This window comes from Candidatus Zixiibacteriota bacterium, assembly GCA_040753875.1.
Classification (GTDB): Bacteria; Zixibacteria; MSB-5A5; order GN15; family FEB-12; genus DATKJY01.
The window spans coordinates 14,645-27,597 of record JBFMDV010000018.1 but is presented as its reverse complement, the minus strand read 5'-3'; the positions used below and the strand labels follow the sequence as shown (position 1 = coordinate 27,597).

The window sequence follows — 12,953 nt, the reverse complement described above, 5'->3', positions numbered from 1 at the left end:
CCCCTTGGGCGTCTCGTCCAGCCAGGTCGAGTTATTCTTCTCCGAGACACTCCAGTTCAGCGTCCCACCACCGCCATTGGTGATCGTGAAAGTCTGACTACTCGGCAAAGAGCCATTCTGAACCGCACTGAAACTCAAGCTCGTCGGGTTCAAAACGATGTGCTCATCGACCGGCGCGACGGTGTAGGTGATCGCCACCTTCTGGGGGCTGTTGTCGGCATTGGTACTGGATACCAGAACCGTGTCCCGATACGTTCCCGGAGTCAAATTCGTACTCGTGATTGAGACCGTGATTGTCTGGCTGTTGCTGTTTGTCGGCCCCTTGGGCGTCTCGTCCAGCCAGGTCGAGTTATTCTTCTCCGAGACACTCCAGTTCAGCGTCCCACCACCGCCATTGGTGATCGTGAAAGTCTGACTACTCGGCAAAGAGCCATTCTGAACCGCATTGAAACTAAGGCCCGTCTCACTTAAAACTATGTGGGGGGACTTGACCGGTTCAGTCGGTTTGTCGTCAGTACATGTCGTAAGGAAGAGTGAACTAATGAGCAGTAGGATAAACAATGCTGTTAGATTTAGCCATCGTATCATACACCGGCTCCTAATATATCATTTATATCATTTGAATTTCATGTCTATCTGGACTCGAGAGTCTCCCGCCCTGGCATAGTTGCGACGACATGATGAAAAGGAAACGATGAGGGCGGACAGGATCGCCCAAGCTACATATATAACTGCTACAACATACTGAATTCGCCCCCCCCCCGCAAGTGATTTTTGTCTCATTCCACACAAATAGATAATAGTCCCCAAAACCCGAAAATGCAGAAAAATAACCGGTCTGCGGTGCCCCAACACACAGATCGGCTTGGATTCTAAGACAATTCCTGTTGCCGGTGTGACTCTATACCGGTCAAGATTAGCACAAGATGGACGCCTTTTTCTACTCGTCGCCCATTATAATGGTCTTCATCTTGTAAAGCGTCTCAATTACGACAGCTCGGGGGATAGTTTTTCCGATTGCTACGTTTTTGCCGCTATACAGCAGTTCATTCGGCTTGCGGGTTCGAACCACATACTCTTTGGGCAGCTTTCGCATGAACTCGTCTGCCGACAGTAACATCATCAACTCCGGAGCTACGTTTATCCGATGCTTGCCCGGCGCGGGAGGCGGGAGACTGGCGGTATACTCGTAATTGGCCTGTGCGACCGGCAACATCATGTCCCTGAACTCATCAAGGCTCGCGATGTCATTGATCGTGACCATCGTTCGCATATAACCTCCTATTCAGCAAAAACTGAGATTCTTGATTTACAGGTGTCGGGCGGGGACGCCCGACACCACCTAATGGTCTGTACACCAAACATAATCGACTGGGTCTTGTTCGTCGTCTCGGTGAGGCATTGTATCGTACCTCCGTTCGCCCTTCGACTCCGCTTAGGGCGACGCATAGCTCTGCTTCGTCAATAAACTACACCTGCTCGCCGCGAGCATCAACTGTTGTTATAGCGACTGGCATCGGCGGTGCAGCGCTCTGATCCCACCGCAAGCGGCTTGTTGAAAAACTATGCTGTTCCGAAGTCAGCAGCAATCGTTCGTTGTGGCGGGTCTTGCGGCCGCACGTTATATCATCGCCGCACTTCGACTTCGCTCAGTGCGACGATGACGGTGTATGCTGGCGTTGAAGCGCGGCCGTGTGACCCGCCACTTTTTCAACAGCCCCCAAACGGTGGGGTGCCCCGCCCCTTGGGGCGGGTTAGTGGTGAGCAGCTGCTCTTGACCTACATGAGTCTTTTCGTATCTTCCTCCTCGGATACACCCACGACACATTCGTCAGGAGCTGACCATAATGACCACCGCCACCAAGATCCCCGCCGCCCCCAGATGGGACCTCGACTCGCTCTTTCCCGGAGGAAGTAAATCACTGGAATTCCGCGTCTTTCGCCAGAAAACCAAAGATGGTCTGGCCGAGGCTTCCCGCCAGCTTAGCGTACTTCCGGCTACTCTGGATACAGGCAACCATGCTGCCTGGACGAGATTCATTCTTCTGTTTCAATCCCTCGGCGAGCAGATCGAAGTGATCCGTGGTTTCGGCGGCTGTCTGATCGCGGCCGATGTCTCCGACCACGAGGGGCACGCTATCGTCGGCGAGGGGGACCTGCTGGTCTCTGAATGGGAGAAGCTGAAAACCGGTCTCGAAGCGCTCGCCGCCAAACAAAGTGACAGCGCTTGGCAGCAGCTTGTCGGCAACCCGGAACTTGCGCCCGTTCAGTTCTATCTGAACGAGCTTCGCACCAACGCCCGCGACCGGATGCCACTCGAACTCGAATCGCTCGCGCTCGAACTGGGTGTGAATGGCTACCACGCCTGGAACCGGCTCTATGACAAGATGGCCGGAGATTTGCGGGTCGAGATGGAGGTAGATGGTCAGACCAAGACTATGTCGCTTGGACAACTTGCGATCCTGATGAACCACACTGACCGTTCCGTCCGCCAGAGGGCATTTGAGAAGATGACCGACGCTTGGAAATCCCGCGCCGATCTAGCGGCGATGGCGCTCAACGCGCAGGGCGGCTTCCGGTTGTCACTCTATAAGAAGCGGGGTTGGAACTCGTTTCTGAAAGAGCCGCTCAAGATGAACCGTCTGAGCGAGGCCTCCCTCGATGCCATGTGGCACGTGGTAGGGCGCGAGACAAGGCGCCTGGCGCCGTATATAGATGCCAAGAAGATGCTGCTCGGCATCGACAAGTTCCGCTGGTACGACGAGTTTGTGCCGTGCGGCCAGGCCGACCGGATCTATTCATACGACGAGGCCGGGCAGTTCATTGTCGATAATGTCCGCACCTTCTCGCCACACATGGCGGATTTCTATCGCATGGCGCTGGACAAACGTTGGATCGAGGCGGAGGACCGTGCCGGCAAAGCCGGGGGCGCCTTCTGCATTCATCTGCCCACATTCAAGCAGAGCCGCATCTTCATGACCTATGCCGGCACGTACGACAATCTCTCCACGCTGGCGCACGAACTCGGTCATGCCTATCACGGCTACACTTTGAAAGACCAGCCATTCCTGACCACTATGTACCCCATGGGGCTGGCGGAGACCGCGTCGATCTTCAGCGAGATGTTGGTCAACGACGCCGCACTCGCGCAGGCCGACAACCCACAGGAGAAGCTCATGCTTCTCGACCAGATACTGCAACAGGCGTATGTGTTTTTCACGGATATCCAGTGCCGATACCTGTTCGACAGATCATTTTATACCGAACGTGCTAGCGGTGTAGTCGGTAAAGACCGGCTTTGCGAGTTGATGGTCGAGGCGCAGCGAAAGTCGTTTAATGGGCTGCTGGACGAATCAGGCTACCACCCGTATTTCTGGTGTTCCAAGCTGCATTTCTTTATCACCGATACGCCGTTCTATAATTTCCCCTACGCATTCGGCTTTCTGTTTGCCGGTGGTGTATATGCGCGAGCAAAACAAGAAGGGGGCTCGTTTGCCAGAAACTACCTCGCCTTGCTTCAGGATACCGGCCGTATGACCACCGAAGAAGCGGCGAAGAAACATCTCGGTGTCGATCTGACCAAAGAAGAGTTTTGGCTAAACGCCGTCGACCGGTCGCTGGCGCAAGTAGAGAAATTCGTAGTGATGGCTGGGTCTGCAACGAGCTGAGTTTTCCGTGAGTCCTAGAGCGACCAGCAGGGGGAAGACAAAACTCTGGAAGGATCACCTGGATCTTGACAGAGTGCGAGCTATGGCGGAAGCATTGGCCAGCGTGTATCCGCGTTTCAATACCGAGGGGTACATCGCTGCCGCAGTGCGGGAGCGGTTCGATACCCGCGAGCTCAAAGAGCGGATCAAGCTCTTGGCCGCACTGTTGCAGGAGTTTCTGCCCAGCGACTACCGCAAGGCAGTCGATATCCTCATTGCCGCCGCACCGGGGCTTCCCATATTCGAAAACTGGATCTTCACCTCTTATGTCGAACAGTTCGGGCTGGAGCATTTTGAGGATTCAGTCGCTGCGATGCAGGAGCTCACCAAACACGGCACCGGCGAATTTGCGATCCGGCCGTACATTGTTAGGTATCCTGACAAGATGGTCGCGGTACTCGAACAATGGACCTCCGACCCGAACGAGCATGTTCGACGTCTCGCGGCTGAAGGAAGCCGTCCGCGAGGGGTCTGGACCATGCATATCGAGGCGTTCCGCAAGGACCCAAAACCCGTTCTGAAGATATTAGAGCATCTCAAAGCGGACCCTTCATTATATGTCCGTAAAGCGGTCGCGAATAACCTCAACGACATCTCCAAGGACTACCCCGACATCCTGCTCAAGACCGCCGTCCGGTGGATGAAAGACAAGAACCCGCACACCAACTGGATCCTGAAACATGCCTGCCGTTCACTGATCAAGAAGGGAGTACCAGGGGTGTTCCCGTTGTTCGGTTTCACTCCTTCGGTGCAGCTCGGCAAAGTGACGCTCGCCACTTCGAAGCGGCGAGTGACTATCGGTGCTGAGTTCATCCTGACCTGTCGTCTGGTATCCAAAGCTGCCCGGCCGCAGAAACTGGCAATCGACTACAAAATCCACTATGTTAAATCAAATGGTCGCACACAGCCTAAGCTTTTTAAGTGGGCCGAGAAGAGGCTCCCCGCCGGCGGATCGCTTGAGCTGAGCACGAGGCATTCATTCGCGGAGCGCTCCACCCGCCGCCATTTCCCCGGCAAACACCTGGTTGAACTGATCGTGAACGGGCGGCCGCTGGCCCGAACTTCGTTCGATCTGGTGCGCGGATAACTGGTTCGCTCGGCGATTTGTGGAAACCTTGCCGGTTTCCGCCCGTACAGATAGAAGCAGTCGTTGACAATCTAACCCCAGCAGTTGGGAGCTGTCGATATGCTCAAGAAAGCACTCCTCATTGGTATTCCACTCATTCTGGTTGCGGCGATCGTGCTGTTTTTCGCCAGGAACGGCTCCGCCAAGAAGGAAGATGTTGTCAAGACCGTTCCGGTCAAGAAAGGCTCAATCGTGGACAAGGCGCTGGCGGTCGGAAAGATTGACCCCCGGCGTGAGATCTCCGTCAAATCCAAAATCGGCGGTATTGTCCGCAAAATCTATGTGCAGGTCGGAGACCAGGTAAAGACCGGCGATCCGCTTATGGACATCGCGCCAGACCCAACCCCCATTGAGTATGCCGAGGTGAAACGTCAGGTGGAACTGGCGGAGGTGACATTCGACAATATCAAGACCGAGTTCGAACGAACCACGTCACTTCGCGACAAACAACTGATTTCATCGCAGGAGTTTGATTCCAAGAAGGCTGACTATGAGGAAGCTGAACTCCGGTTGAAAATGGCCAAGGAAAAACTGGCCCTCACCGAATCCGGCCGCACCGAGGTGGCCGACCGAAAGGTGGACAACATTATTCGTTCCAGCATCTCCGGCATGGTGCTGTCACTGTCGGTTGAGGAGGGGGACCCGGTGGTGCCGCTGACGTCGTATCAGGCAGGTACCGAACTGATGAGTCTGGCATACATGGAAGACCTCATTTTCAAGGGGAATGTCGATGAGATCGATGTCGGCAAACTGCATGCGGGGATGCCGGCCGTTATCGAGATCGGCGCCATGCCGAATGACACCGTCCGCGGGACCCTGTCGCTTATCTCTCCCAAAGCGCACAAGGACCAGGGATCGACATTGTTCGAGGTCGAGATCGCCATCGGGGAGACCGGCAGCAGGCTGCTCCGAGCGGGATACAGCGCCAACGCCAATATCATCATCAATAGAAAAGACAGCATACTCATGGCGCCGGAGCGACTCCTCAAAGTATCGGACACGATTACCACCTGCGAGGTGCAGGACAGCACCGGTGTGGTGACCACCAAGACGGTCAAGACCGGCCTTTCCGACGGAATCAATATGGAGATAACGGAGGGACTGAACGAAGGGGAGATGCTGGTAGAACGTCCGCCCAAAGAGATCAAACCGGAATAGGCGTACAGGCGAGACGCGGGTATGATTCCGGTTCTTTCGTTCAAACAGTTTTTCACCGACGTTCGACGGCAGAAACTTCGGACTCTGCTGACGACGTTTGGCATTTTCTGGGGGACATGTTCGATCGTGCTCCTGTTCGCGTTCGGCAAAGGACTGCGCGAACAGCAGATCAAATCGCAAAAAGGGCTGGGCGACAATATTGCCATTTTCTGGCCCGGCATTACCGCCAAGGATTACAAGGGATTGCCGAAAGGGAGACCCATCAATTTCACGGAAGAAGATGTTGCTCTCATCAAATCGAAAGCCACCACGCTGGCGAGTATCTCGGTGGAGTTCTCCAAGTGGAACACCAACGTCCAATACAAGAAAGTCTCGACCCTCCGACAGATAAAGGGCATCTGGCCGGAGTTTGGCGACATGCGCAATGTGATCCCCACTTTCGGCTCCCGATTTATCAACGACCTGGACATGCAGGAAAAACGGCGGGTTATATTCATCGGCAATGGTCTCGCCAAAGACCTTTTCTCCGGAGAGGGAACCTCGGCCGGTTGGGACTCGCGCGAATATTTCCCGGCCGAAGAAGCGGTTGGCAGGACGCTCCTCCTCGACGGCACTCCATTTACGGTGATCGGCGTCATGGAACCCAAAACACAAAACAGCTCCTACGGCGGGCGCGATTCGCACAGCGCCTTCATCCCGGCCTCGACCTTCCGCACCATGTATTCCCGCCGCACGCCAAACAACTTCGTGGCCCAGGCGAGACCGAATGTCTCCATGCCGACCGCCCGCAAAGAGATTCTCAGTATCATGGGGGCAAAATATCGCTTTGACCCGGACGACCGCGAAGCGTTGTCGGTGTGGGATACTACCGAGGGGATAGCCTTCCTCAAATCGTTTTTCGGCGCGTTTCAGATGTTCCTCGTGGGAATCGGTATCGCAACTCTCATCACGGGCGGCATCGGTGTCTCCAATATCATGCACGTGGTGCTCGAAGAACGAACGAAAGAGATTGGCGTGAAAATGGCGCTCGGCGCCACCAAAATGACTATTATGGCGCAGTTCGTTATGGAGACCTTGCTGATAACCGCCATTGGCGGTGTGTGCGGATTTTTCTTTGCGAGCGGCATCGTGGCGGTTATCCCGTACTTGAAGCTCGAGGATTATATCGGCACACCATCCATTGACATGTGGGCCGGCGTTCTCGCGATCGTCCTTTTGGGTATCATCGGCTTCTTCGCCGGTATATTTCCGGCCAGACGTGCCGCCAACCTTCAACCGGTTCAGGCGCTCAAGCTGTTCTGAGGCGATATGAATCTGGGACTCATCATCAGTGTCTTCGCACGTGATTTTCGCAAACAGAAAAAACGGATCACGCTCACCCTGGTGGCGCTGAGTTGGGGAACCATCTCGATTATGCTTCTGCTGGGATTCGGCGAAGGCCTGCACCAGCAACTGTCGGTCAATCAGAGAGGGATGGGGGAGCAGATTGCCGTGCTCTGGGGCGGTCAGACCTCGAAACCATACAAGGGGATGGGCAAGGGGAGGCCGATACGATTTCTGAAGGAAGACGTGGCGTACTTGCAGAGCCGCATCCCCGATCTTAAGAACATCGGCGGCGAATACCACCGCTGGGGCGTGCAGCTTCGCTACAAGGACGTAGTGGTCAGCGAGCATATCAACGGCGTCTATCCCAACTACGAGGAGATGCGGAATTTCATCCCGCTGGCCGGCGGGCGCATGATCAACCAGACCGACATGAACCTCAAACGCCGCACCGCCTTTCTTGGCTACGAACTGGCCAAGCGCTTGTTCGGGTCCCTGGTGCCATCCGAACTGCCAAAGGACGAAGCCAAGGTGCGATTGTCGGAAGCTGCAGTGGGAAAGACCATCCTCGTCAATTCCATGCCGTTCACCGTGGTCGGAGTCATGATCGACAAGATGCAGATGTCCTCGTACGAGGGGAACGACCAGGACCTGTTGGCTATGCCCAGCACAACGTTCGAGGCCCTCTTTGGTGACCCCTGGCTTGATAACATGGTGTACCAGCCGCGCAACGCGCGCCAGATGAAAGATATCGAAAAGCAGGTGTATGGTGCGTTGGCAGCCAAGTACAAATTCGATCCCAGGGACGAACCGGCGCTCAGCATCTGGGATACGGTTGAGGGGATGCGCGAGCTCAACAATATCCTGTTTGGAATCAAAATTTTCCTCGGAATCATCGGTGGCCTCACTCTCTTGATTGCCGGTGTCGGTGTCGCGAATATCATGTATGTTTCCATCAAAGAGCGCACGCGCGAGATCGGCATCAAGATGGCCGTGGGTGCGAAGAAGGCGCATGTCCTGTGGCAGTTCTTGCTGGAAGCGCTCGTTATCACTTTCACCGGCGGCCTTCTCGGGATGGTCGTCAGCTACGCCCTTACCGAGGGATTCAAAAAAGTGGAGATCAAATCCGATGTGCTCGATTTTATGGGGCGTCCCACTATTTCGTGGGATATCGGAATTACCGTGGTCGTCATACTCGGCATTATGGGCTTGATCTCCGGCCTGTTTCCCGCCATGAGGGCCTCGTCAGTCAGTCCCGTGGAGTCATTGCGCTATGAATAACATGAACAAATCACTCATGCGCGTCATTGCGAGGAGGATGTTCCATAGGAACATCCGACGAAGCAATCTCATCTCGGCGCGGCCGTCATTGCGAGCGGAGCGAAGCAATCTCGAACCCGCGCCCGGTCGCCACATTAGACTGGACCACCCCTGGTCCGGCAACCTGGCTCTTCTCGACCTGGAAACCCGGAGAAACGAACTATGACAAACCTCATCGAAATGCGGCGGGTCGAGAAGACCTATATCACCGGCAAAGTACCGTTCCAGGCTCTTAAATCAATCGACTTCAATGTCGAAAAAGGGGAACTGATCGCGGTTGTGGGCCCTTCCGGCTCCGGCAAATCAACTCTCATGAATATCATGGGCTGTCTGGACATCCCGTCGAGCGGCGACTACATTCTCGATGGCCGCCTCGTCAATACGCTCAACAATAACCAGCTCGCCGATGTCCGCAACAAGCGGATCGGGTTTGTCTTCCAGGCATTCAATCTCCTGCCGTATGCGACTGCGTATGAGAACATCGAACTACCCCTCCTGTTCGCGCGTGTCGGAAGCCGCAAACGCCGCGAACGAATTATTGAGCTCCTGGACCGGGTTGGGCTGGGGAACAAACTGAACAACAAGCCAACCGAGATGTCCGGCGGGGAGATGCAGCGAGTCGCAATTGCGCGCGCGCTGGCCAATGAGCCGGATATCCTCCTCGCCGATGAGCCCACCGGCAACCTGGACAGCAAGTCCGGCGGCGATATTGTCAAGCTGTTTCTGGATCTGTGGCGCGCCGGCAAAACGATCATCATCATCACCCACGACCAGAACATCGCCCGCCAAACCTCTCGCATCGTCCGCCTCAAAGACGGCTCCATCGACACCAACGGCAACGGCACCGGCAAGTAATCTCTCAGTCGTTCGTTGCGTCGACCTCGTTGCCGTTCGGTCAGGTCTTGCGGGCCGACAACGCAACTTGTCGATACGTGCGAGCATAAAGCCTCTATAATTCAAGTTCGCACTCCGATTCAACACAACGGCCCGTGTGACCTGACCGGCTCTGATGACCCTTTCCGGGACCGGCAGTTCACACGCTCCCTCGACAACGAATGGGCGTCTTTGAACTGTGAGGACAGTAACTGTCTCGGTCGCGCAAGAACTGCCGGAACGGTCAAGAAGTCATTGTGACACTCCGTCTTTCGCGGGGTCAGGACAACCTCGCCCCTTTTATTATTGTGTCCCTTGTCCCCGATACGCTATATTTCCACCATGTCCGATACACCAGCCCGCATGGAGATCGAAATCAAGCTCAAGCTTGAATCGTTCATGGATTACCTCAAACTGCTCGGCTTTCTCGGGCAGATCGAAAGCGAAGAGCACCATATCAACGGCTTTTTCGACACCGAGGACCGCAAACTCGCCAAGGCCGGCTGGGCGCTTCGCGTGCGCGCCGAGAATCACCGCGGCGTGGTAACGGTAAAAAGTATCCCCACGCAGTCGGGACTCGCTGTCATCCGCCAGGAAATCGAAGCAGAGATCGGCCGCGGACTGGCGGTCGAAGTACTCAATCTGCATCACGATGTTCTCCAGTTGCCGGTGATGCCCGTGGAGTTCATCAAGAAGGAATTCCCCGGCATTCGTTTGGCGCGACTCATACAGTTCGAGAATATCCGCCAGAAGAAACTCTTCAAGATCGGCGACTACAACTATCTGCTTGAGGTCGACAAGACAGAGTACAGCGATGGCTCGCTCGATTACGAACTTGAAGTCGAGCTGAGCGATGCCAGCCGTATTGAGACCGTGGAGGATCATCTTCGCAAGCTGTTCGCATCGCTGGGGATTCCATTCGAGAAGCAGGCGGAGAGCAAATTCGCCCGCGCCCTCCAAAAGGCGAGGATATTGTAAGGCCGAGTTGTGGCAAGGGGGAGATAAGTTGCGGTGGATGAGGGAGTTTTCAGATTCGGTAACACACCTATCAGGTGTGCTTCCTTTGTGAGCGTCAGCCCATGCCCAGAAAACAAGTAACCGCCCTCTTCGGCGCCGTGCTGCTCCTCTTGGGAGTGTTTCTGCCGTCACTCAGCTTCCCGATAGTCGGCTACCGCAACTACTACGAGCAGGCCCACTGGAGCGGCATTATTCTCATTGCCATGGCGCTGGTCTCCGCGGCTGTCGCTCTCGTGCGAAGTTATCGCCTGCTATATCTCACCGGTGGTATATCATTTGGCGTTTTGCTCTACACATTCATCGATGTGCAGTCAAACTTGCACGATGCCAACAAAGAGATTGATTTGGACAATGACCTGTTCAAAGAACTGGCCAAAGTCGGCTGGCGCTCGGTCCAAATGGAATGGGGCTGGGCCGTGCTGCTGATTGGGACGCTGCTGGTGCTTGTCGCGGCTGCGATACAGGAAGAGAAACTGAACTCCCAAGTCGTCAAGGGAGATTCTTGAAATAAAGAAGATTCTTGAAATTCGGTGCCACACCTAACAGGTGTGATTCTTGATTAGTGCGCTACTTGAACAAGCGAAATACTCACACCGGTTCGGCGTGTTACCGAAGATAAAGGAGAGATTTCAATGCATAGAGTTATTCAGCTTTTCACGAAGGGAACCGCACTGTCAGTCCTCTTGTGCGCCCCCTCGTTTGCCACCACCCATTTCATCGTCATCGGCGACCGGACCGGCGACCACCAGCCCGGTATCTATGAGCAGGCAGTCGCCGAGATCGAGCGTCTGAAACCGGATTTCGTGCTCACGGTCGGCGATATGATCGAGGGGTACACGCCGGACAGCATGCTCTTGAATCAGCAGTGGGATGAGTATTTTGGGGTTGTCAAATCACTGAGCATGCCGATCTATTACACGCCCGGCAACCACGATATCACATACGATGCCGCTCTGCCCACCTACCGGAGTCGCGTCGGTGAGCCATATCATTCATGGGATATCGGCAATATGCACTTTGTCAGTGTCGACAACAGTCGTTGGGAGAAATCCGAACAACTCCCCGTTGAACAACTCGATTGGCTGGCCGCCGATCTGCAGAAAAACCAGAATGCGAAACACATGTTCGTCATGTTCCACAAGCCATTCTGGTACAACTCCATTGCCACCGGCAAGCCGGATACGCTGCACAATCTGTTTGTTAAGTACGGTGTCGATGCCGTCTTCTGCGGTCATTTCCACAAGTACTTCAGCGCCACCTACGATGGCATCATGTACACCTGCATCGGCAGCTCCGGCGGCGCGATGGATGATGACCCCACCGGCATCGGCTATCATTTCGGATGGGTGACGGTCGATGACGCCGGCATTCATGTCAATCCAATAAAGCTCGGCAGCGTCCTGCCGTGGGAATACACCACGACCGCTGAGCTGCACACAATCGACAGTGTATCGCAAGGGGGGCTGGTGTTTGAAGGTTCGGCGCCGGTCAGCCGGGATTTGAGGGTGGAGAATGCCCGCGTCACTCTGCGTGTGCGGAACCTGAAAGCAGGGTTAACGGCAGCCGATACTCTTCGCTGGGAGATTCCCGAGGGGTGGAAGGTTGAGCCGAGCTGGACGCCGGTCACGCTCAATGGGATCGAGAGTCAGGTGGTGACGGCACTGGTTACTTCACCCGAAAAGCTGTATCCGCTCCCTAAGGTCACGGTCAACGTACCGTACAAGGAAGGGAAGCCGGTGTCGATTACGAGGACGTTGCCGATCGAGCGTGAAGTAATCTGTCCGCTGGTGTCGACCCCGCCCGTGATTGACGGCCAACTCGACGAACCGATCTGGCGCGATGCCATCATGGGGTTCTTCAGTCCCGATGGCGAGCCGGTCAAAATCGAATCCACCTATTGCTTCTTTGCCTGCGATCGGGAGAATCTGTATCTGGGGGCGCGATGTATCGAAACCAAGCCGGACTCCATCAAAGCGGCGGTGACGATGCGCGATGGCGGCGTGACGGCCGAAGATTGCGTAGGGTATTTTTTCCAGCCCGATCCCCAGAAGGACACCGTTTACCAGATTTACTTCAGCGCTCTCGGAACGATGTTCGATCAGAAGATTTCGCGCAGTCCGTCCGGCCACTACGGCGGGGATCGCAACTGGAACGGCCAGTATGATGTGAAGACCAACCGAGGAGACCGATCGTGGTGGGTGGAAGCCAGAATCCCTCTGGCCCAGCTTGGTGCCACCGCCACGCCCGGCTCGCGCTGGCGTCTGAATTTTCTGCGCAAGCAGCAGCGCCTTCACAGCGCCGCCAACTGGCAGGCACCGATCTACTATGATCCGTCAACGTATGGTGTGATGGTGTTTCAATAGCATTCACAATACCACGGCAGGATATAACCGCTTCTGGTTCTGCCGTTGAGATACAGCGAAAGGGAG

At 55.3% G+C, this 12,953-nt stretch carries 11 protein-coding genes; 9 read left to right on the top strand and 2 right to left on the bottom strand.

All coding sequences use genetic code 11. The features are described 5' to 3' along the window. Positions 1-426, bottom strand: a 426-nt coding sequence (locus tag AB1644_06410) for a hypothetical protein (protein MEW6050679.1), incomplete at its 3' end; no start/stop codon positions are given. A gap of 514 nt (positions 427-940) precedes the next feature. Continuing rightward, positions 941-1,273: a hypothetical protein gene (locus tag AB1644_06405; GenBank protein ID MEW6050678.1), complete on the bottom strand. Its 333-nt coding sequence runs from the start codon at positions 1,271-1,273 to the stop codon at positions 941-943. 574 nt (positions 1,274-1,847) lie between these two features. On the opposite strand from AB1644_06405, the gene AB1644_06400 reads away from it, so the two are divergent. From AB1644_06400 to AB1644_06360, 9 genes are all read left to right on the top strand, one after another. Then, positions 1,848-3,668: a M3 family oligoendopeptidase gene (locus AB1644_06400; protein ID MEW6050677.1), complete on the top strand. Its 1,821-nt coding sequence runs from the start codon at positions 1,848-1,850 to the stop codon at positions 3,666-3,668. A gap of 82 nt (positions 3,669-3,750) precedes the next feature. After that, on the top strand, positions 3,751-4,794 hold the full coding sequence (locus AB1644_06395) for a DNA alkylation repair protein (protein ID MEW6050676.1): 1,044 nt from the start codon (positions 3,751-3,753) through the stop codon (positions 4,792-4,794). A gap of 99 nt (positions 4,795-4,893) precedes the next feature. After that, positions 4,894-5,991 carry an efflux RND transporter periplasmic adaptor subunit gene (locus tag AB1644_06390; GenBank protein MEW6050675.1) on the top strand — a complete coding sequence of 366 codons (1,098 nt, stop codon included), beginning with the start codon at positions 4,894-4,896 and terminating at the stop codon, positions 5,989-5,991. Between the two features lie 21 nt (positions 5,992-6,012). Continuing rightward, positions 6,013-7,293, top strand: coding sequence for an ABC transporter permease (locus tag AB1644_06385; protein ID MEW6050674.1), 1,281 nt, complete (start codon positions 6,013-6,015; stop codon positions 7,291-7,293). A gap of 6 nt (positions 7,294-7,299) precedes the next feature. Then, positions 7,300-8,595 (top strand): ABC transporter permease, encoded by a 1,296-nt coding sequence (locus AB1644_06380; GenBank protein MEW6050673.1) that lies wholly within the window; start codon positions 7,300-7,302, stop codon positions 8,593-8,595. Between the two features lie 201 nt (positions 8,596-8,796). Continuing rightward, positions 8,797-9,489 carry an ABC transporter ATP-binding protein gene (locus tag AB1644_06375; protein MEW6050672.1) on the top strand — a complete coding sequence of 231 codons (693 nt, stop codon included), beginning with the start codon at positions 8,797-8,799 and terminating at the stop codon, positions 9,487-9,489. 360 nt (positions 9,490-9,849) lie between these two features. Continuing rightward, the gene (locus AB1644_06370) at positions 9,850-10,485 is read left to right on the top strand and encodes a CYTH domain-containing protein (protein ID MEW6050671.1); all 636 of its coding nucleotides are present in this window, start codon (positions 9,850-9,852) and stop codon (positions 10,483-10,485) included. Positions 10,486-10,586: 101 nt separating this feature from the next. Further along, positions 10,587-11,030: a hypothetical protein gene (locus AB1644_06365; protein MEW6050670.1), complete on the top strand. Its 444-nt coding sequence runs from the start codon at positions 10,587-10,589 to the stop codon at positions 11,028-11,030. 126 nt (positions 11,031-11,156) lie between these two features. Continuing rightward, a complete protein-coding gene (locus AB1644_06360; GenBank protein ID MEW6050669.1) occupies positions 11,157-12,887 on the top strand; it encodes a metallophosphoesterase in 1,731 nt (576 codons plus the stop codon). The last annotated feature ends 66 nt before the right edge of the window (positions 12,888-12,953 follow it).

What these genes read in the sequence shown, in the direction of transcription:
- AB1644_06400 (MEW6050677.1), top strand. Translation starts at nt 1,848, where the DNA reads ATGACCACCGCCACCAAGATCCCCGCCGCCCCCAGATGGGACCTCGAC.
- AB1644_06395 (MEW6050676.1), top strand. Translation starts at nt 3,751, where the DNA reads ATGGCGGAAGCATTGGCCAGCGTGTATCCGCGTTTCAATACCGAGGGG.
- AB1644_06370 (MEW6050671.1), top strand. Translation starts at nt 9,850, where the DNA reads ATGTCCGATACACCAGCCCGCATGGAGATCGAAATCAAGCTCAAGCTT.
- AB1644_06380 (MEW6050673.1), top strand. Translation starts at nt 7,300, where the DNA reads ATGAATCTGGGACTCATCATCAGTGTCTTCGCACGTGATTTTCGCAAA.
- AB1644_06375 (MEW6050672.1), top strand. Translation starts at nt 8,797, where the DNA reads ATGACAAACCTCATCGAAATGCGGCGGGTCGAGAAGACCTATATCACC.
- AB1644_06405 (MEW6050678.1), bottom strand. Translation starts at nt 1,273, where the DNA reads ATGCGAACGATGGTCACGATCAATGACATCGCGAGCCTTGATGAGTTC.
- AB1644_06360 (MEW6050669.1), top strand. Translation starts at nt 11,157, where the DNA reads ATGCATAGAGTTATTCAGCTTTTCACGAAGGGAACCGCACTGTCAGTC.
- AB1644_06365 (MEW6050670.1), top strand. Translation starts at nt 10,587, where the DNA reads ATGCCCAGAAAACAAGTAACCGCCCTCTTCGGCGCCGTGCTGCTCCTC.
- AB1644_06390 (MEW6050675.1), top strand. Translation starts at nt 4,894, where the DNA reads ATGCTCAAGAAAGCACTCCTCATTGGTATTCCACTCATTCTGGTTGCG.
- AB1644_06385 (MEW6050674.1), top strand. Translation starts at nt 6,013, where the DNA reads ATGATTCCGGTTCTTTCGTTCAAACAGTTTTTCACCGACGTTCGACGG.